Annotated in this window: 20 protein-coding genes; all 20 read left to right on the top strand. The window is 52.5% G+C overall.

Features of this window, described 5'->3' with window-relative positions; translation table 11 throughout:
* Positions 1–3 precede the first annotated feature (3 nt).
* The 20 genes from MUB23_RS06100 to fsa all read left to right on the top strand — a co-directional run bounded on the left by MUB23_RS06100 (position 4) and on the right by fsa (position 20,346).
* Entirely contained in the window at positions 4–2,283 is a 2,280-nt protein-coding gene (locus MUB23_RS06100; protein ID WP_244799454.1) for a helix-turn-helix domain-containing protein, read from the top strand.
* Between the two features lies 1 nt (position 2,284).
* Positions 2,285–3,358, top strand: a complete 1,074-nt coding sequence (locus MUB23_RS06095) for a TRAP transporter substrate-binding protein (protein WP_244799453.1) — start codon at positions 2,285–2,287, stop codon at positions 3,356–3,358.
* A 151-nt stretch (positions 3,359–3,509) separates the two neighbouring features.
* Positions 3,510–4,517, top strand: coding sequence for a tripartite tricarboxylate transporter substrate binding protein (locus MUB23_RS06090; RefSeq protein WP_244799452.1), 1,008 nt, complete (start codon positions 3,510–3,512; stop codon positions 4,515–4,517).
* A 19-nt stretch (positions 4,518–4,536) separates the two neighbouring features.
* On the top strand, positions 4,537–5,043 hold the full coding sequence (locus MUB23_RS06085) for a TRAP transporter small permease (protein WP_244799451.1): 507 nt from the start codon (positions 4,537–4,539) through the stop codon (positions 5,041–5,043).
* A gap of 13 nt (positions 5,044–5,056) precedes the next feature.
* Complete coding sequence (locus MUB23_RS06080) at positions 5,057–6,343, top strand: TRAP transporter large permease (RefSeq protein ID WP_244799450.1); 1,287 nt, start codon at positions 5,057–5,059, stop codon at positions 6,341–6,343.
* Between the two features lie 72 nt (positions 6,344–6,415).
* On the top strand, positions 6,416–7,522 hold the full coding sequence (locus MUB23_RS06075) for a TRAP transporter substrate-binding protein (protein WP_244799448.1): 1,107 nt from the start codon (positions 6,416–6,418) through the stop codon (positions 7,520–7,522).
* Positions 7,523–7,755: 233 nt separating this feature from the next.
* Complete coding sequence (locus tag MUB23_RS06070) at positions 7,756–8,232, top strand: GNAT family N-acetyltransferase (protein ID WP_244799447.1); 477 nt, start codon at positions 7,756–7,758, stop codon at positions 8,230–8,232.
* Between the two features lie 522 nt (positions 8,233–8,754).
* Positions 8,755–9,249: a prepilin peptidase gene (locus MUB23_RS06065; protein WP_244799444.1), complete on the top strand. Its 495-nt coding sequence runs from the start codon at positions 8,755–8,757 to the stop codon at positions 9,247–9,249.
* A 6-nt stretch (positions 9,250–9,255) separates the two neighbouring features.
* On the top strand, positions 9,256–10,278 hold the full coding sequence (locus MUB23_RS06060) for a hypothetical protein (protein WP_244799442.1): 1,023 nt from the start codon (positions 9,256–9,258) through the stop codon (positions 10,276–10,278).
* Positions 10,245–11,435, top strand: coding sequence for a CpaF family protein (locus MUB23_RS06055; RefSeq protein ID WP_244799441.1), 1,191 nt, complete (start codon positions 10,245–10,247; stop codon positions 11,433–11,435). The genes MUB23_RS06060 and MUB23_RS06055 overlap by 34 nt, the downstream gene beginning before the upstream one ends.
* A 112-nt stretch (positions 11,436–11,547) precedes the next feature.
* A complete protein-coding gene (locus tag MUB23_RS06050) occupies positions 11,548–12,165 on the top strand; it encodes a type II secretion system F family protein (protein ID WP_330641817.1) in 618 nt (205 codons plus the stop codon).
* Positions 12,162–13,517, top strand: a complete 1,356-nt coding sequence (locus MUB23_RS06045) for a type II secretion system F family protein (protein ID WP_244799440.1) — start codon at positions 12,162–12,164, stop codon at positions 13,515–13,517. The genes MUB23_RS06050 and MUB23_RS06045 overlap by 4 nt, the downstream gene beginning before the upstream one ends.
* A 15-nt stretch (positions 13,518–13,532) precedes the next feature.
* Positions 13,533–13,706, top strand: a complete 174-nt coding sequence (locus tag MUB23_RS06040) for a Flp1 family type IVb pilin (RefSeq protein WP_244799438.1) — start codon at positions 13,533–13,535, stop codon at positions 13,704–13,706.
* 8 nt (positions 13,707–13,714) lie between these two features.
* A complete protein-coding gene (locus MUB23_RS06035; protein ID WP_244799436.1) occupies positions 13,715–15,292 on the top strand; it encodes a DUF5702 domain-containing protein in 1,578 nt (525 codons plus the stop codon).
* 167 nt (positions 15,293–15,459) lie between these two features.
* Positions 15,460–16,329 carry a hypothetical protein gene (locus tag MUB23_RS06030; RefSeq protein WP_244799435.1) on the top strand — a complete coding sequence of 290 codons (870 nt, stop codon included), beginning with the start codon at positions 15,460–15,462 and terminating at the stop codon, positions 16,327–16,329.
* Positions 16,330–16,437: 108 nt separating this feature from the next.
* Complete coding sequence (locus MUB23_RS06025) at positions 16,438–16,854, top strand: prepilin peptidase (protein ID WP_244799434.1); 417 nt, start codon at positions 16,438–16,440, stop codon at positions 16,852–16,854.
* A 33-nt stretch (positions 16,855–16,887) separates the two neighbouring features.
* Entirely contained in the window at positions 16,888–17,277 is a 390-nt protein-coding gene (locus MUB23_RS06020) for a TadE/TadG family type IV pilus assembly protein (protein ID WP_244799433.1), read from the top strand.
* On the top strand, positions 17,274–18,476 hold the full coding sequence (locus tag MUB23_RS06015) for a DUF6382 domain-containing protein (protein ID WP_244799432.1): 1,203 nt from the start codon (positions 17,274–17,276) through the stop codon (positions 18,474–18,476). Before MUB23_RS06020 ends, MUB23_RS06015 begins: the two co-directional genes overlap by 4 nt.
* A gap of 418 nt (positions 18,477–18,894) precedes the next feature.
* Positions 18,895–19,521: a rhomboid family intramembrane serine protease gene (locus tag MUB23_RS06010; protein ID WP_244799431.1), complete on the top strand. Its 627-nt coding sequence runs from the start codon at positions 18,895–18,897 to the stop codon at positions 19,519–19,521.
* Positions 19,522–19,692: 171 nt separating this feature from the next.
* Positions 19,693–20,346 carry a fructose-6-phosphate aldolase gene (gene fsa / locus MUB23_RS06005; RefSeq protein ID WP_244799430.1) on the top strand — a complete coding sequence of 218 codons (654 nt, stop codon included), beginning with the start codon at positions 19,693–19,695 and terminating at the stop codon, positions 20,344–20,346.
* Position 20,347: the final 1 nt, after the last annotated feature.

Here is a 20,347-nt window from a genome sequence, read left to right as displayed (position 1 = left end):
TCTATGGAAGGAGAGAAACCCTGGGAGAAAGCGGGGCGGGTTTTCCGGCACAAGCGATTATTCTTCAAAACATTAGGCCTTTTGACCGGCTTATCTCTTCTGACAGCGCTTGCATTTGGCTTGTTTTTTAACCAGATTACAGTGAAGAGTCAAAAAGAGAATATAGAAAATTTAAATCTTCACCAACTGCAGCGAGTCAGTTCCAACGTAGATCTCACGTTTGACTTGATGGCGAAAGGCATGACGAGAAGCCTCTGGTCGGAGGATTTTATCAGCCTGATGATCCGCCCGGATTCCCAGGACGCCGATTTGGCCTACCGGGTCATTCGCATTCTTCAGGATTCGGTGGAAGAAAACGAATTGGTTCGAAAGTCCTATCTCTTTTTGCCTGGATATAATGAGGTTTATCTTTACAGCGGAACCCATATTCCCCTGGAAGAGCTGGGAGATAAGGATATGGTCAACTCCTACTTAAAGATTCGGGAGGAGGGACGCGACCCGGAAGAGACCAGCGAATGGAGACTGCTTTTGTACAACCGCCGGATCTTTTTAGCCTCTGACTTCTGCCTTCCTAATTTTGTCGGCGTACTTTTCTATGAAATCGACCGCAGTTCTCTGTACGATATCATTCAAATGGAAAATTCCCAGTATAACACAACGATCTATGTGACGGACGCAAACGGCACCCTGCTGTTTGATTATATGGCGGCCGGTCCCCAGCGGGAGGATTTGAACAAAACCTCTCTTTTTACAACGGAAGACAGCCGGAATCCCCATGCAGAGTATTACCGCTACATTTCGCCGCGGCTGGGATGGAATTATTTTATCCGCACGGATACAGGGCAGAAGACAGCGTCGGTTTCCTCGCTGCTGAGTTTAATCGTGCCGTTTTTGCTTGTCTATATCGTGGTCAGCCAGATGTTTACCGTCTACATCACGAAAAGCGTTTACCAGCCGATCAACCGGCTGATCCAGATTACCACGAACCCGAAGAAACGAAGGGATAAACCGGGTACTCATCGGAAGACGCCGAATGAAGCGGATATCCTGGAGCTGGCCTACCTGGAATCCTGGGATAAGAACGAACAGCACCGTGAGCTGATGGAGGCGATATCCGGGGATGTTTTAGAGCAGCAGATCCGAAGCATCCTGATTGGAAAGGAAGTCGCCACCTCTCAGGTTTTGAGTACGCTGGAAGCCATTGGAAGGCCGGAACTGAGATCGGGTTATTACATTGTCCTGGTGGGAGAATTGGAATACACCCAGGACGAAGAGCTGACGATTTTGGAAAAAGAGCTCTATCAGAGAAGCCTTCTCAAAATATTAAATGAGATGGAAGGACAGGAATACCGGATCTGCGTCTGCTCCATGAGCCCGACGAGAGCGGCGGCTGCGTTTTGTTTTTCGGAAGACGTGTCGGTGCTGAAAATTCGGGAGAACTGTAAAAAAATACAGGATTCGGTGGAGGAGCAGGCGGGAAATCTTCCCTACCGCCTGAAACTTGGCCGCGGAAATGTATATGACGACTTGATGTCGCTGCCGTTTTCTTACCATGAGGCCCTGGAAAATATCCGCTATCAGCAGTATTTGGCTGAGGATGAGGAGCCGGAGAAAGAGTCGGTGCCCTATGAGGCGCGGTATTACACGGAGCGGTCCCGGAGAATCTGCGACTTGGCGGAAAAGGGAAATCCGGAGGCGGCCCTGGAGGAATGCCGCCTTTTGCTGACAGAGATTCATGCCAGAGAAAAAGGCGAGGAAGCCTGTTACCGTTTCCTGGTGGACGAAGTGATGGAACATCTGATTTCCTGCCGGATCAGCAAGGAAGAGCTGCGGGAGGCCAAAATCGATCTTCTGGAACCGGCCCCCTCCAAGTCGGATGTGGAAGACTTCTATCAAAGAGCGCTGACCCTGCTTTCTGAGAATGGAAAGAAGAGCCACAACCGCTATGTCTCGGAGGCCAAAGAATATATTGCCCAGCATTATATGGAAGGAAAGCTTCGTTTAAACGAGATCAGCGAGGCCATGGGAATCTCTTATTCTTACCTCAGCGGCGTTTTCACTGAGGGAATCGGAGAAGGCCTGACTTCCTGGCTGAATCATTATCGGGTCGAGCAGGCCAAGCGCTTTCTGATGGAGACGAGGCTCAATGTCTCGGAGATCGGCTATAAATGCGGCTTTAATTCCGCCCAGAGCTTTGGGCGTGTGTTTAAGAAATATACCGGCATGTCGCCGAAACAGTACCGGGAGCGCCGGACGGCGGAAAAACGGATGGGGGAGGAGTAAGATGAAACGAATAAAGAGATACGGAATCTGGCTGCTTGCCGTTCTTCTTTTCACGTCCTGTGCTTCCGAAAATCCGGTGTCCGCGCCTCCCACGGAGGCAGTTTCGAAAGAGACGAAGACGCCGGAATCAGAGGCTTTGTATTTGTCTCTGGCATCCTGCGGGAACTGGACGGATTCCCCTCAGGGAATCATTTTGGCGGAACAGCTGGAGAAGCTGGAAGAACAGTCCGGGGGGCTGGTGAAAATCCGAAGCTATGACCGTTACCGGCTGGGGGACGATGTGCGGGTCGTCCACGGCGTCCGCCTGGGAACCTTGGACATGATTCAGTCGGTGCCGGGGTCGCAGACTTCGGCGATCCCTGAGGCAGCCCTCTTGGAAGTGCCGGGGCTCTTTGATTCTTTGGACCAGTGGAACGAGTTTTTGGCAGGTCCTTATCTGGATGTTATGCGGGAATATTATTCGGCAGCGGGAATCAAACTTTTAGCTGTGTTTGCCTGCTCTTACCGAGAGCTCAGCAGCGACCGGGAGGTGGTCACGCCCCAGGATTTAAAGGGGCTGCGGGTGCGGGTCATCGAGAATGCCTACCACGAAGCATTTTGGAATAGTCTCGGCGCGCAGGCCGTGCCCTATTCTTTTGAAGAGCTTCGTTTTTGCCTGCAAGAAGGCATCGCACAGGGGCAGGAAAATCCGATCGGGACATTGCTTGCCGAGAATCTGATGGATCTGCAGACCACGATCACCATCACCAAGCACATGCCGATGATCTATGTGCTGGCAATGAATGAGGATCGCTTTGAATCTCTGACGGAGGAACAAGAAAAATTCATCATGGGGTTTGCCGATGATCTCCGCGAGGAACTGATTCGCCAGATGCCGGAGCGGGAAGAACAGGTCTTGGAGACGCTGCGAAACGACTATGGGCTACAGGTAGTGGAGCCGTCGAAGGAGCTGAAGGAGATGTTCCGCCAGGGCGGCAATGTGGTTTTGGACTTGCTGCGAAAGAACCTGGGGGATGAAAAAGTAGATGAAATGCTGGCGGAGGCGGAGAAAGTCCGGACTTCCTCCCAACCGTAAAATGAAACATATTTCAGAAAAGAGAACAAATTTTAGGATGGAAGAAATATTATGCAAAATCCAGAAAGACAGCATAGTATTTCTTCTTGTTTTTTATCATGACTTTTTTTACACTGGCCTTAGAACAGCTGAGGCAGAAAGGCGGAGGAAAATGAAAAAAGGAAACGGGTATTTTCTGCTGACACTGGGAATCGCTGCTATGCTTTTGGGCGGCTGTTCCGGCCGGTCGGATCCGGAGCTGGCACAGAAAGAGTCCCCTACGCCGGAATTTTCTTCTTTTAACAGCGAGGTGGAAATCATCTGTCCCTGGGCGCCCGGCGGAAGCGCGGATGTCAATGCCCGGAGGCTGAGCCAGATTGTCGGAGAAAAAATCGGCCAGGTGGTGATGGTCACCAATCAGACCGGAGCCGGAGGAGCCGTCGGTTTTTCCGCACAGAAGGAGGCGGAACCGGATGGCTACACGCTGGGGATTGTGACGGCGGAGCTGAACACATTGCTGGCTCAGGGGAAGGCGGATTATAAGCTGGAAGATTTTTATCCGATCATCCGGATGAACACCATCCCGGCCTGCGTCGCGGTTCCGGCGGATTCGCCGTTTCAAACGCTGGAGGAGTTGCTGGCCTATGCCAAAGAACATCCGGAAGAGCTGCGGACCGGAGATGTGGGGATCGGAAGCATCTGGCACATCTGCGCGGCGAAGCTGGAAGAGGCTGCCGGCGTCAAGTTTTCCCATGTTTCATTTGAAGGAGCGGCCCTTGCCGCCGTAGCGCTGACCAATGGGGAACTGGATCTGGTAACTTTGGAGCCGTCGGTGTTTCAACCCTATGTGGAGGAAGGAAAAGCGCGGATTCTGGCGGTGATGTCGGAGGAACGGCTGAAGGCATTCGAGCAGTACCCGACCTGCAAAGAGCTGGGCTATCCGATTGTAGCCGGTTCTTTCCAGGGGATTGTCTGTCCCAGCGACGTGCCGGATGAGCGGAAAGCAGAGCTGGAGCGGCTGTTCACCGAAGCGTATGAATCGGAGGAGTATCAGAATTTCTGCGAGGAGTACGGGGTGGAAAAAAGTTTCTTGAATTCGGCTGATTTTCAGACATTTCTGGAAGAGGACCTGGAACACGTGAAGGAAAATCTGAAAGAGATGGGGCTGGACAAAAAATGATGGATGAGGAGGGAGTTTTGTGAAGTTTTTACACAAACTGGAGAAGAATCTGGAAGAGTCCATTCTGGGCGTATTGCTGGTTGGAATGGCTCTGATCCTGATGGCACAGATTCTGATGCGCGTGTTCGCAAAGAACTCGCTGTCCTGGGCGGAAGAGATTGCCCGGTACTTCTATGTGTGGTCGGTGTTCTTGAGCATTGGCTGTACGATTCGGATGAAGAATATTCTGCGCGTGGATTTGATTTTGGAAATGCTGCCGAAGACAATCCACAAGATTGCCGAGCTGGTGCTGGACCTGGTCAATGTGGTTCTGTACGCGTTTCTGTGCAAATGCTCGATTTCCGTGGTACAGAACGTGCAGGTCAGCGGCCAGACGTCGCCGGCATTGGAGATCCCAATGTATCTGATCTACATGATCATCCCGGTAGGGTTTGCCCTGGCAAGCCTGCGGAGCGTTCAGAAAATTTATTTTGATTTGACAGGAAAAAATGATGTGAAGCCGACGGACCCGTCGGAATCGCTGTAGGAGGGGGAAAAGCATGGCTGGTTTAGTATTTTTGGTATTTGCGGTCTGCCTGGTTCTCGGACTGCCGATTGTATCCTCCCTGTCGATCTCTTCGATTTTTCCTGCAATGGTAGGAGTGAAGGGCGCTCCGACTGTGGAGGCTTTGATCCGCGCAATCTTTGGCGGCGCGGATACGATTTCGATTCTCGCGGTTCCGCTGTTTATTCTTGCCGGCGTACTGATGGCAAGAGGAGGAATCTCCAAGAAACTGTTTGATGTTTTTGCCTATTTCTTAGGAAAACGGACGGCAGGCATGCCCTGCGCAGCCATTGCCACCTGTCTGTTTTACGGCGCGATCTCCGGATCCGGCCCGGCAACGGCCGCTGCCGTCGGCGCCATGACGATTCCGGTTCTTAGAAATCTGGGTTACGATAAAGACTTTTCCGCGGCGATGATCGCAACGGCCGGAAGCCTTGGCGTTGTGATTCCTCCGTCCATCCCGTTTGTACTCTACGGCCTGGCTACGGGCGCCTCGGTGGGAAATCTGTTTATCGCCGGTATCATTCCAGGAATCTTAGTCGGCCTCTGCCTGATGGGTTACGCTTTTGTCTACTGTAAGAGAAATGGGGAAGACAAGGAGCGGATTTTGGAGAATTATACCAAGATCAAAGCTCAGGGCCTGGGCCACCTGTTAAAGGAAAGCTTTTGGGCGCTGCTCTCCCCGGTCATTATTCTGGGAGGCATCTACTCCGGTCTGACCACTCCGACCGAGGCAGCCTGTATTTCCGTGTTCTATTCCCTGTTTGTCAGCCTGTTTATTTACCGGACGATCCGGGTGAAAGACATCTGGGATTTAGTGATTTCTTCGGTAAAAGGGTATGCGCCGCTTTGCTTTATTTTGGCCATTGCCACGGCGTTCAGCCGTGTGCTGACCCTGTTGCGGGCGCCGCAGGATATCTCGGCTTTCATGGCCGCGAATATCAGCTCCAGCGCGATTTTCCTGCTGGCGGTCGTGGTCTTGTTTTTCCTGCTGGGTATGGTCATGGATACCGGTCCCGCCATCGTTATCATGGCTCCGATTTTCCTGCCGACTCTGCAAAATTTTGGCGTAAGCCCGATCCATTTCGGCGTTATCCTGGTTGTCTGCCTGGCAATCGGCCTGGTTACTCCGCCGTTTGGCCTAAACCTGTTTGTGGTCTCGCCGATGGTGGATACGCCGGTGATGACGCTTGGGAAAAAGTCGATACCGTTCATTTTAGTATTCCTGATAGCGGTTCTTCTGATTACCTACATACCGGCGTTGAGTTTGATGTTCCTGTAATTTCATTTGGCCCCCATTTCCTGCCGGAGTGTTCCGGCAGGGTGGAAATATAGCAAGAAGAGGAGAAGAGATATGAAGATGAAGAAAGCGATGATGAGCCTTCTGCTGGCTGGATGTCTGTGTTTTACTGCCTGCGGAAGCGGATCCGGCAGCACGACGGCAGCGGCAGGCACCACGGCGGGAGGAAATGACGCCGCCACAACAGCGGCAGCGGAGGGCACCACGGCGGCGCCTGCGGCGGATGGCGAGAATTATCATTACATCATGGGCCATGGCGCGGCGGAGAAATCCATCGGCGACCTGTACTGCCTGAAATTTAAAGAGCTGGTGGAGGAGAAGACCGGCGGCGTAGTAACCGTGGACGTTTACTCCGGATCCCAGCTGGGAACCTACGGCGAGATGATGCAGAGCCTGCAGACCGGCGATATCGGCGGAATGATTTTCCAGCCTTCGCCCGCGGTATCCTTTGTACCGGAACTGGCTGTATTGGATATTCCCTATGCTTTCTTGGGCTGCACCCAGGAGCAGATCGACAAGGTTTTAAACGACAGCGAATTCTCCAAGATCCTCTACGATTCTTTTGACAAGTCCGGCTACAAAGTCATGAGCTTTGCGCAGGCGGCTACCTTCCGTGAGGTAACCTCCAAGAAGGAACTGAAGACAGCTGAGGATTTCAAGGGACTGAATATCCGTACCCTGGAGAACAACAACCATATTGCTTTCTGGAAAGCGGTAGGCGCAAACCCGACTCCGGTTGCTTTCAATGAGCTGTATCTGTCCTTGCAGCAGGGTCTGGTGGACGCTCAGGAGAATCCTTACGACACCGCTCTGAACGCAGGATTTGCCGAGGTTCAGTCCTACCTGGTGGACACGCATCACATTCTGTACCCGAACCTGTTCATCGTAAACAAGGCTCTGTATGAGAGCATGCCGGCTGAGGTACAGGCTCAGTTTGATGAGGCGGCAGAGGAAGCAAAAACGTATGCGGAAAACCTGATGAAGGAAAGCGCTGAGACCGATAAACAGGCTCTGATCGACGCTGGCCTGACTTACATTGAGCTTCCGGATTCCGAACTTCAGAAGATGAAGGATATGGGCACGGAAACGGTAGAGAAACTGGTTCGCGAAGCTCTGGGCGATGCGACAGTTGACGCTTTCAAGAATTCTTTGGCTCAGTAATGTTACCTATGAGCTGCGCAGGCGGAGAGAAAAATTTCTCTCCGCCTCTTTTTAATGGAGCGACGGAGGAGCGAAATAAAAAATAGCAATGGATTAAAGACTTGAAACACGATATAAGGATATGTAGGATAACTTGACAGATTCAACGTTTAAAATTAGAGTAAAAGGAAAAAGAACGTTCGCCTTTGGCGGAGAAGACGTACTTGAGAAATCAGAAGTTGTAGGAGGCGGCTATGGACTGTAAAATCAGAAAGATATCGGAGGAAGAATATAGCTTATTAGAATCTTTTTTATATGAAGCTATATTTGTGCCAGAGGGAATGTCTGCACCGCCGAAATCAATTATCACTCAGTCAGAATTGAAGGTATATATAACTGATTTCGGAAAGAAAGAAGACGATATCGGTTTAGTTGCGGAAGTAGATGAAAAGGTAGTCGGCGCAGTTTGGGTACGCATTATGAATGACTATGGGCATATAGACGATGATACCCCGTCCTTTGCAATTTCATTGTATAAGGACTATCGGGGGCTGGGAATAGGTACTGCCTTGATGAAAGAAATGCTCCGTATTCTAAAAGATAAAGGATATAAACAAGCGTCACTTGCCGTACAAAAAACAAACTATGCTGTACGAATGTATAAAAAAATGGGATTTGAAGTTGTTGACGAGGATGAAGAAGAATATATCATGCTCTGTCATTTGAGATAAAACAACTTTCCGTTTTTTTATTATGGAAAAAGGAGCGTAATAAAAAATCAGCGGTTGCCTTGGAGGCCGCCGGGCTGCAAGCGTTTCGCCTTTGGCATTTTTTTCGACGGATCCGGACGGGGAAACTTACAGAAGGGCCGGCAGATTTTGCATAAGTAAATATTACCGGACAAATGGGATTTTTGTGTGGATTGTCTGAAAATACATATTTATTTAAAACTGTAGAAGAAAGAGCTTGACATTTTACCGGATAGGGTTTATGATAGAAAATCATAAGCATTACAGATCTAGTTTCTGTTTTTGTTTCGTTTTCAATCTTATCTCAATTTATTTTTTATCTTGTCTTTATTCCTGATCTTCTATGTTCCGATTCCATGATTCCGTGGATGAAAATCATCTGATCTATGGCGGTGACGCTGGATTTTTTGCGCCCTTTTCCTGAAAGGATAGGCCGCTGGACCAAAGCGAAAAGCTTTTCACCGGTATTATTAAAGATCTGCGGGAAGGGAGGTGTTCCTTTGCTTGTGTGACGGGAAATGTTTTTGCCTGTTGCTGCTGACGTCCCTGGCTGCGCTCTGGGATCTTTCCCTGGGGCGGATTCCCAACCGGCTGCTGGCTGTCTTCTGGCTGCTGGGCTTTTCTTGGGACCCGTACCCCTCCTATTTTCTCAGGGGATTCGCGACCGTTCTGATTCTTTCTCCGCTGATTCGTCTCGGCATGTTGGGAGCCGGGGACGGAAAGCTTCTTGGCGTTCTGGGGTGTTATCTAGGTTACCGGGACGTTCTCTTTCTCTTTTTCTTGTCTTGCCTATATGGTGTGGCGGGAGTCGCTGCCGTCCGCCGCCGTAACGGTTTTTGGAAAGCCCGAATTCACTGTTTTTTCCGATATATTCATGAGATGATAGCCCGAAAGGAGGTGTTACCATATCCGGCCAGGGAGGATCCGCAGGCAAGACTGCCGTTGGCGCTCCCGATTCTAGGAGGCGTATGGACGATTCTATTATTGGCGGCCGGATGAGATGCGGTGAGAAAAAGGAAATTGATTTTTTATGATGAAGACCGGGATTATGCGGCGAGGTTTGCGGATTTCGGCAATCATCGGGAGGGCGCTTTATTTGAGATACTTCCTTTTACAGAAAAGGAAGAACTGGAACGCTTCCTGGAGGAACAGCAAGCGGACTTGGCGCTGGTGCCGCCGGAAATTCTGAGTGGACGCCTGGAACAGCAGGCGGAAAAAATTTTGCTGCTGACGGAAGAACGAGAGTATTCCGGCGGAACACATCCGGGGATTTATAAATACCAGTCTTGCGGACGGATTCTGCGGGAAGCAGAACGGCTTTTCGGTGGAACCGCCGAGACGGCGGAGGGGACAAAACTGCGGGCAAAGGGGTTTGGGGTGTATTCGCCGGTGGGCCGATGCTATAAAACCACCTTTTCCTTAATTTTAGGACAGCTTTTGGCAGAAAAAGGTGCCGCACTCTATCTGAACTTGGAGGAATACTCTGGTTTTCCTGCGCTGTTTGGAAAAGTGTATGAGGAAGACTTGTCGGATGTCCTATACTACCGGCGCGTGGGCCGGGAGTCCGGCGGATTAGCCGGCCGCATGGAATTTTTGGGCAAGCTCGCGTACCTTCCTCCGGTTTCCTGTCCGGCGGATATCCGCGGCAGCTCCACAAAAGAGATTTTGCAGTTGATCCGTGAAGTTGGAGCAGGGGATTCCTACCGGTCTTTGGTGATCGACTTCGGCGCTGCTTTGGCGGATCCGGTCCCGGCGTTGGAGCTGTGCCACAGGATTTACATGCCGGTCTGTGAAGACCGGACTTCCCAGGCAAAAGCGGACGCTTTTGAGGCCTATGCCAGGCAGATTGGAAAAGAGGATCTCCTGGAACGGGTTCGCCGGATCACACTGCCGTACTATCCCTGGCTTGCCGGAGGGTGCGGAGATTACCGGGGGCTGCGGTGGAGTGCCTTTGGAAAATATGTAAAGAATCTGTTGGATGAGGAGGAGAAGGGATGGAGGTCGAAAGACAATTACAGGAAGCTGTGATGGCGGAGTTGGATCTTTCAGAGGAGATCAGCGATGAGGAACTGCTGGCCAGAATTGACCGGGTGCTGGTGAGACAGAGTAAGCAGCGTTTCTTGTCGGTGGGCCAGAGAGCAGCCTGCCGGAAAAGGATCTTTGACTCGTTCCGCCGCCTGGATATTTTACAGGAACTGGTGGAGGATCCGTCTATCACAGAGATTATGGTGAACGGAACCGAAGCGGTCTTTTTAGAGCGGGAGGGGAAAGTCCGTTGCTGGAACCGGCGCTTTTCTTCGGCAGAAAAGCTGGAGGACGTCATTCAGCAGATTGTATCCAAGGTAAACCGTACCGTCAACACCTCCTCGCCGATCGTCGACGCCAGGCTGGAGGACGGCTCCCGTGTCCATGTGGTTTTGCCGCCTGTGGCGCCGGACGGGCCGATTCTCACCATCCGTAAGTTTCCAGGGGATCCGGTAACCATGGAGAAATTGTTGGAATGGGGAAGCCTGACAGGGGAAGCCGCACGCTTTTTACAACGCTTGGTGGAGGCCAGATACAATCTTTTTGTCAGCGGGGGGACCGGATCCGGAAAAACCACGTTTTTGAACGCGCTCTCCCAGTTTATTCCCGGCACAGAACGGGTGATCACCATCGAAGATTCTGCGGAACTGCAGCTTCGCGGGATCGCAAACCTGGTGCGTCTGGAGGCCAGAAACGCCAATCTGGAAGGGGAAAATGAGGTTTCGATCCGGGACTTGATCCGGGCCAGCCTGCGGATGCGGCCGGATCGGATCCTGGTGGGGGAGGTCCGGGGGCCGGAGGCTTTAGATATGCTGCAAGCGATGAACACAGGCCACGACGGATCTTTGTCCACGGGCCACGGAAACAGTCCGAAGGATATGATCTCCCGGCTGGAGACCATGGTGCTGATGGGAGGAGACCTCCCTGTGTCCGCCGTGCGGGGACAGATTATTTCAGCCCTGGATGTAATGGTGCATCTGGGGCGGATGCGGGACGGCAGCAGAAAAGTTCTGGAGATTACGGAGGTGCGGGAAGATGAAGAAGGCAGAATTTCTTGGAATCCTTTGTATTCCTATCAAAGGGAAAAGGGCCGTCTGGAACAAGTCGGAGAGCTCTGCTCCAGACAAAAGCTGGAAGCCGCAGGATTATCGGACATATAAACTGAGCGTGCAGGAATGGGGATTTTATTCCGTAAAAGGCCTGGCCCTGGGCGCAGGCGCTGCCTGGCTGTTTTACCGAAGTTTTTTCGCCCTGATCCTCTGCATCCCTTTTATGGTTTTGACGGTCCGGCGGGGACAAAAGAAAATGCAAAGTGACCGAAAGGAGCGTCTGGCCCGGCAGTTCCGGGACAGCCTGACGTCTCTTGCTTCCGCCTTGTCCGCCGGGTATTCTGTGGAAAATGCGGTGGAGGAAGCGAAAAAAGAAATGATATCCGTGTATGGAAGAGAGGGCATGATTGTGGAAGAACTGGAATTCCTGAACCGCAAGCTTCGGATGAATTGTCCGGTGGAGCAGGCATTTGCCGACCTGGCGGCGCGCAGCGGGCTCGATGAGATCCGGCAATTGGCTGATGTGTTTGCCATTGCGAAGCGAAGCGGAGGCGATCTGGTGAAGATTTTGAACCGTACCGCCGAAACGCTGCGAAGCGAGGCGAGGATGAAGGAGGAAATTCGGACCATCATGGCGGGAAAAAGGCTGGAACAGAAAATCATGAGCGGCATGCCGGCGGCCATGCTCCTCTATGTCAGTATCGGGAACCCAGGTTTTACGGATCCGCTGTATCAAGGAATCCTGGGGCGCACCGTGATGAGCGGGTGTCTCCTGGTTTATGGGCTGGCAGTTTTTTGGGGGGAGCGGATCATCGGCCGGACGTTGGAGGGAGAGTCATGAGGAACAGAGGAGGCCAAAGATTGGCGGATGCCTATTATGCCTGGATGCGGAAAAGAGGAAGACCGGCTGTCTCCGAGACCAGGAAGGCCAGACTGCGGGCGGTTTATCCGGGAAAAATTCCCGAACAGGCGGCGAGAGAGTTGGATGCGCGGCGTCTGGCCGGAGCATCGGTTTGCTTTTTTGCCGCGGGACTTTTATCTCTGGCCTGCTATTTGGCATCGGGGGAGGCGCCGGAGACCTGCTTAGAGCGGCCGGATGGGGAGGGGGCGCAGACATACGTCGATCTGGAGGTGGAGGGAAGCGTCGGCTCCTTTCCGATCCGGGCTGAAGTGACGGGCCGCCGCTATACGGAGGAAGAACTGGACACCTTATTTCGGGAGGCGGAGGAGGAGGCCCTTTTCCAGGTCCTCGGTGAAAACGCATCACTCGATGAAGTATGGGGAAAATTGAATTTTCAGACGGAATCCGCCACGGACGGAATGACCGTTTCCTGGAGTCCGCGGGAATCTTGTTTGGTAGACGCGGACGGCACGATCACCACGGAGGTGGTCTTTGGAGAAGGCAAGAAGACCAGTCTGGACATGACGCTGCGCTATGAAGCGGAGGGGAGAGCTCCGGTGGAGCGCAGCAGGGAGGTTCCGATTGTGTTGGTGGAGCCCAGGAAAACGCCGGAACAAGCCTTCCTGGAACGAACGGAAGCGGCGATCCGGCAGGCAGACCGGGAGGGGAGGGACAGTGATTTCCTGGCGCTCCCGGATGCGATTGATGGGGAGCCGGTGGCCTTTTCCCGTCCGTCATCGAAGGGAAATGCAGGGATGTTTTTCGTACTGGGAATTTTAGCCGCAGGCGCTCTGCTGTATTGGGAGGACCAAAAGCTAAAGGAAGCGTATGCAAAAAGGAACCGGGAGCTGACTTTGGACTACGGGGAAATGGTCGGCAAATTGAATGTGCTGACCGGAGCCGGGCTTCCGATTCGCCAGGCTTGGGAACGGATGGTTCGGGAGGCGGATTTAAAAGATGGAAAACGCCGGTATCTGTATGAAGAGATGGCTTTAACGGTTCATGCCATGGAGCAGGGGGCCGGTGAGGAGAGGGCGTATCGTGATTTTGGGAAGCGATGCGGGCTGCCCCCTTATCTTCGCTTGGGCAGTCTGCTGGAGGCCAACGGAAGGAAAGGCACGAAAGGGTTGGCAGTCCTTTTGGAAAAAGAAGCGGCAGATGCCTTTGAGGAGCGGCTTCAACTGGCCAGAAAGCAAGGGGAGGAGGTTTCTTCCAAGCTGCTGTTCCCGATGATTCTTTTATTCGGATTGGTGTTGGTTTTACTGATGGTACCAGCGTTTCTGGCATTTTAAGAAGAGGAGGACAAGATGGATAATAGGAAGAATTTTTTGCAGGACGAGGAAGGCGTGGGCGTCGTGGAAATTTTACTGATCTTGGTCGTGCTGATCGCTTTGGTGTTGATTTTTAAGACGCAGCTCACTGCGCTGGTCAGCAATATTTTCAGCAGCATCTCCCAGAAATCCCAGAACATCTATCACTGAGGAGGCATATGAGACGAAGCGGTCAGATTACGGTATTTCTTTGCCTGATCCTCACGGTCATCCTGTCATTCCTGTGCGTGTGCCTGGAGTCGGCCAGAAGCGCGGGACTCCGATACCGGCTTCAATTGGCGGCGGATTCTTCTTTACAGTCTGTATTTGCCGGATATGACCGGATTCTCTGGGAAAAATACCAGCTCCTGTTTTGTTCGGGCGGGGATCGGGAGGGGAGCCGGATCCGGGAGGAGATGCTTGCCTGCGCTTCCCAATTAGGAGAAGACCCCTCTCCCCTCTCCGGATTGGACTGGACGGCGCCGGACGTCTCTGAAGTTCAGGTATCCCAGTTGGTATTTGCCACGGACCAAGAGGGCGCTGTGTTCGAAAAAGCAGTGTTGGATTATATGAAGACGGGAAGCGTGGCGATCTTATGGCAGGAGTTACAGGAGAGATTAGGGGACGGCTCGAAGACGGTGGCCCAGGTGGTCGGGGAAAGTGCAGAGAAGGGAGAATTCTCTTTTGCGGAGGTTGAGAAACAATATGAGAACTGGAAAAAAGAAGCAGAGGATGCTGTAAAGACAGGACAGGAAAACGCGGCAGAAAGCGGCGGGGAACAAACGGGCATGGAAGGAGCGGCGGAGAGCGGCGGGGAGTCGGATCGGACGGAAGAAGCGCCGGTGATTCCACAGGGCAATGTGATTGACGCGGTGAAACAGTTGATTTCTTCCGGAGTTTTGGCACTGGTTGTGGAAAACCCGGAAAAACTTTCGGGGGAACCGTATACCTGGGCGTTTTGTCCCTCCGAGATGCAGGCGGATGAACGGGGCCGGGCGGCGGAGAACAGTCCGGTGCAGGCTTCCGACGGCGTCTCCAATATCCTGGATACCCTCTTATTTGATGAATATCTGCTGCGTTTTTTGGACTGCTACACCTCCGATCCGCCGCAGGAAGGAACCGTCTGCCAGTTGGAATACGTAATTAGCGGAGGGGAGAGCGACCGGGAGAATTTAAGCGAAGTCGTTCACCGGATTTTATGGGTTCGGGAGGCGTTTAATCTGGTTTACCTCCTCTCGGATTCTTCCAGCCGCACCGTGGCGCAAACTGCGGCCACCGCCCTGGTGGGCTGGACCGGAATTCCTTTTCTAGTCACGGGGTTAAGCGGTCTTATTTTGGCAGCCTGGGCTTATGGCGAGTCGCTGGCGGACGTCCGGCTGCTGCTGGATGGTGGGGTTGTGCCTCTGAGAAAAGGGAAGGACTCCTGGCAGACAAGCTTAGAGGGGCTGATCCACTGGGAGAAGAACCATCAGGCGGCAAAGGAGAAGGACGCGGAGGGGCTGTCCTACGAGGATTATTTGAGGCTGCTGCTTCTTTCTGCCGGTCGCGGGGAGAAGTGCTATCGGGCGATGGATATGATCCAGCAGTCCATGGAACGTCTCTCGCCTGGGTTTCGCTTTGACTGTTTGGTTTATTCCTGTGAAGCTTCCCTGCGGGCGGAGAACCGCTTTCGTTTTCTGGCTCTCCCGGCTTTTCAGCCGGCGGAAGCTTGGGGAAAAAGGCAGGAGTGGGAGGCGGAGACAGGATATCATTATTAAACGAGGAATGGATGGAATGCGGATTTCACGGCATCAGCGAATTGCCGCCTTGGTGATAGAATACAGAATGGAGGTGCCTTCCGATGTCTTCCCTACGGGACAAGTCTTTTTCTGCCGAAGGAAGGGAGCAAGAAAGAAAACTCACAATAGATTCCCCAAGACCCCGAATGAAACTTTCTTGTGTTCCCGCAGGGAAGATATCGGAGGGTATCTCGCCGGGCAGTCTCACTGTCGAGGCAGCGTTGGTGATGACCTTGTTTTTGATAGCGGTGATCTGTTTTTTGGGGATCGAACCCGCAATGCAGGTGGGCCTGGAAATTCAGGCGGCGGCGGAGGAGGCCGGGGAAGAGATGGCGGCGGCTTTCGGCGTGGCATCCCTTTTTAAGGGGGGAGAGGACCACGGGGAAGCGCTTTCCGGAAGCGGCGTGGAAGCGTGGGTCACTGGAGGCGTGACGCTTGCGGTCTTGAGGGAGCGGGTGATCGGGAAGATTGGGCGGGAGCGGCTGGAGCAATCCTGCGTCAGCGGAGGGAGCGGAGGGCTTTCCTTTTTGGGAAGTTCCTGGATGGAGGACGGAGATTGGATTGAGATACGCGTTTCTTACCGGGTCCGGCTTCCCATTTCCTTCGGCAGTCTGACGGAAATCCCGGTCACACAGATCTGCCGCCGCCGCGCCTGGACCGGGAATCTGGCGGAGGACGGCGGAAGCGGGGAAGAGGAAGCGTTGGTGTATGTGGCGGAGAACGGCACGGTCTATCATCGTTCCATGGAGTGCACACACTTGAATCTTTCCATCCGGGAAGTCGCTTTTGGTTCGGTGGACGGCAGGCGCAATGAAGCGGGAGGACGGTACCGGCCCTGTGAGAGATGTGCGAAATATTCGGATACTCCGGCGATTGTCTGGATTACGCAAGAAGGAAACCGGTATCATACGGACAGAGAATGCGGAGGACTCAAACGAAACGTTCAGACCAAACGGAAATTAGAAGTGACGCTTCCGCCTTGCAGCCGGTGCGGGGGAAGCCGAGTTTACGGATGATCGGAAGGTTTTGTAAAAGAGATGGTGAGTAGAATGTTCCCCGGCTGCCGGTGCGCCGGAGAGACTGAGTGGACAAAAATTAGAATTTGATATGCGGAGGAATAGAGGATGCAGAAATGGGTGGCGTGGGGCCTGCTGGGAATATTGTCGGTTCAGGATTTCCGAACGAAAGAGCTTTCGTTTCCCTGGCTTCTCGGAGGATTCCTGCTGGGAGGAATCAGTTTTATTTGGAGAAACGGCTGGGATCCTTTGGCTGCGGCTGAATGCCTTTTGACCGGAGCGATCATCCTTTTATTCAGCCGCGTCAGCAATGGCGCAGTGGGAAGCGGAGATGGCTGGGTTTTGATGGATGCCGGTTGGTTTCTTGGCGGAAGAGAAGCCTTTTCTCTCTTGATTCTTGGTTTACTACTCTCCTCCCTGTGGGCTGTGATCTTATTTTTCTGCGGGAAGGCAGGGAGAAAAAAACGGCTGGCCTTTGTGCCGTTTCTATGGGCGGCGGAGACAGGCATTTTATTTCTGCAATGAAGGAAGCATATGAGCGGAAAAGGAGGAGATGGGTTGAAAAGGCAGGGAAGCGTCACGGTGGAAGCGGCTCTTGTCATGCCGTTGGTTCTCGGCGCGATTTTCTTCGTGATTACTTTTGGGATGTGGCTGAGAGACGCAGGCGTAGCCGAGGCTTTGACTTTGGAGAGTGTACAGAGGACTAGACGCGAGTCTGCCGATTCGGCATCCGCCTGGCTGAATCAGGAATTGGAGTGGTTATTCTGGGCGGAGCCGGAAGGTGCGGACGTGGAAAAACAGGGGAAGACGTTCCGCGCTACTGCCGGGGGAGGGCAGAGCATTTTTGGTATAAAACAGAACGGAACCTTTCAATGTTATGTGAAGCGGAAGGAAATCGATCCGGTCCGGCTTTTGCGGACTGGCCGTCTGCTTGCGGAATCGAGGTGAGGCAATTGGATGTGCGCTACCGCAGGGAACTGAATGAGACATACCTGATTCTGGACGGGGAGATGAAACCGGATACTTACGCCATGCGCATCATGGAGGAAAATCAGATTCCAGGGCTGTTGGACTGCCGGATCCATTGGGCGGACGGGAGAGAGGAATACTATTTTGGGATCACAGGCTGCCGCCCGCTGCATAAAATTTGGGAGAAAAAGCAAGCGTGCCTGGAGGATATCCGGGAACTGCTGTTTGGGATCTATCGGGTGTTGGAACATTTGGAGGAGTACCTGATTGATGTTAACCATGTGCTGTTGGAGCCGGAATTTCTTTATGTTCCGGAAGAAGGGCTTTCCCAGGTGCGCTTGTGCTGTCATCCTGGGCGTAGAGAAGATTTTTTCGGCAGACTGCGTCAGCTGATTCAGTATTTTTTGAATAAAATCGATCCGATGGAGGAAAAAAGCGCACAGGCGGCCTACGAGTTGTTTCAGATCAGCCGCAGAGAATTCTTTGGGTTTGAAGATTTGTTCCCCGCATTGGACGGAGAGGAGGAAGCAATTTCCGCCCCGGAGAAAGCGGAAGCCTGGATGCCGGAAGAAGAGGAAGATCCGGTGATCCTTCCCCCTAAAAAGAAACAAAAAAGGCCCATGGCAGGTACGGTGGTGATGGCGGCCGGAATGGGGACGATTGGTCTGTTCTATTTGCTGGGACTATGGGAGCCGCCGGATAATACGGTTTCTTGGGGAGTGTTGATCCTGGCGGTAGCATTGGTCTTTTTGGCTGGCTTGCTTCTCCGGGAGTGGGAGATGCGCCGGCGGCCACAGCGGAAAGAAGAAGCACCCGCCCTCGATTTTCCGGACAGCGGGGAGGCAGTCACGGAGTTTTTGCAGGGGAATTTTGTCCCAGAAACCAGAGAAAGGCTGCTAATCAGCCAGAATTCTCTGAAGCATGATACGATTCATATTTCCCGCATGCCTTTTGTGATCGGTAAGATGGAAGGGGCCTGTGATTACCAGCTAAAACGGTCGGTGATCAGCCGGATTCATGCCAGGTTAGAGCAGCAGGAAGGAGAGATCTACCTGATCGACTGCAATTCAACAAATGGTACGTATCTAAACGGTGTAAAGCTGGAGCCGAACCGGCGGTATCCAGTTCAGGCGGGAGATGAGATTATGTTGGCGGATTTAAAATATCTGTTCCAGTAAAGGCGTTAGGTTCCTTGGGCTTTTCTTGTGGAAAGGATGGACTTTTTACGGGGATCCGGCGGACATAGAAACAATTGTAGCCTTACAGTTTTTGTACAGCCGATCAAACTAGAGTCATAAAACAAAGAATAAGTCCACCGATTTCCAGAAAAGACAAAAAATCTCTTGCAAAATAGCTGATCTTCCTCTATAATAGCGTTACATTGTCAAAAGACAGTCGTGCGCACGAGGCGTTTTTCTCCGTTCCCCAATTGCCCGTGCGCTGCCGGTACCGGATGCAGCCCGCATCTGATTTCCGTAACGCCCATACGGAAGCCGGCCGGAGAGGAGCTGCTTGCAGCTCCTTTTTCTGTTGACAATTGCCGGGACGAATGGTACGATAACCGCAGGCAAAGCAATGTTAGAAAGTGAGGCTATTGTGAATTTTCGATGGATCTGGCGGCAATATCCGGTGATTACGATTTTCCTGGTGGGCGTGAATGCGCTCTTCTTTTTTGGGCCGGACCTATTCGGAATCCCGGCTGCGCTTTACGAAGTTTTAGACGGCGGGGGCGTTACGTTGACCGGAGTTCAGGACGGGGAGTTTTACCGTGTGTTGACAGCTGCTTTTTTACATTTTGACATCAATCATCTGATGGGGAATATGCTAATATTGGCTGTGCTGGGATACCGGCTGGAAAATATTCTGGGGCATATCCCCTATCTGGTGCTCTATCTGGTCAGCGCGGTGGGAGCGAACCTGGTTTCTGTATTCGTATACTTTACGACCAACGATTATGCGGTCATTTCCGCCGGCGCTTCCGGCGCTGTGTTCGGGGTGTGCGGCGGCATGTTCGCCGTGGCGCTTCTGGGGCGGGACGCGGAAGGGATTTCCTTACAGCAGATGGTTCTTCTGATTGCCTTAACCTTGGTTTCCGGCTATTTATCGGTGGAGGTAAACAATGTAGCGCACATCTCGGGGCTGGTATTTGGAATCCTGGTGGGCCTGGTGTTCTATCTTTTGAAGCGCAGGCCGAAAAAAAATCCCTACAATCCATGGCAATGAGAATCTTTCGGTTGCCAAACCGAGGAATTCGGTGTATTATGGGGAAGGAAAATTTGGTTTGTTGATTTGCCCTTGGCAGATCTTTTATACTGTTGTACCCAGGGGGGCAGACCCCTGGACGATACCCAAGATTGCTCAGCAATGCTGGCAAATACGGAAAGGAGAAAGGCAATGGAATTATTTATCGATACTGCCAATATTGAGGAGATTAAAAAGGCGAACGACATGGGCGTGATCAGCGGAGTGACGACCAATCCTTCTTTGATCGCAAAGGAAGGCCGCGATTTTAAACGGGTGATTGCAGAGATTGCCTCGATTGTGGACGGACCGATCAGCGGCGAAGTGAAAGCCACGACGGTGGATGCCGAGGGGATGGTTCAGGAAGGCCGTGAGATCGCTGCAATCCATAAGAATATGGTGGTCAAGATCCCGATGACGGCGGAAGGCTTAAAAGCTTGCAAGATTCTGTCCAAAGAGGGAATCAAGACGAATGTGACCTTGGTGTTTTCAGCTAATCAGGCGCTTTTGGCGGCAAGAGCCGGGGCGACCTTTGTATCTCCGTTTTTAGGCCGGCTGGACGACATTTCCGTGCCGGGGATTGATCTGATCCGCACCATTGCGGAAATGTTTGCCGTACAGGGGCTGAAGACGAAAATCATCGCCGCCAGCATCCGGAATCCGATACACGTAACAGACAGCGCACTCGCCGGAGCGGATATCGCCACGGTTCCTTATAAAGTAATTGAACAGATGACAAAGCACCCTTTGACAGATCAGGGAATTGCAAAGTTTCAGGCGGATTATAAAGCCGTATTTGGCGAGTAAG

The organism is Cuneatibacter sp. NSJ-177 (assembly GCF_022867805.1).
In the GTDB taxonomy this organism is placed as follows: domain Bacteria; phylum Bacillota; class Clostridia; order Lachnospirales; family Lachnospiraceae; genus Pseudolachnospira.
This window is presented reverse-complemented; position numbering and strand designations above follow the sequence as displayed.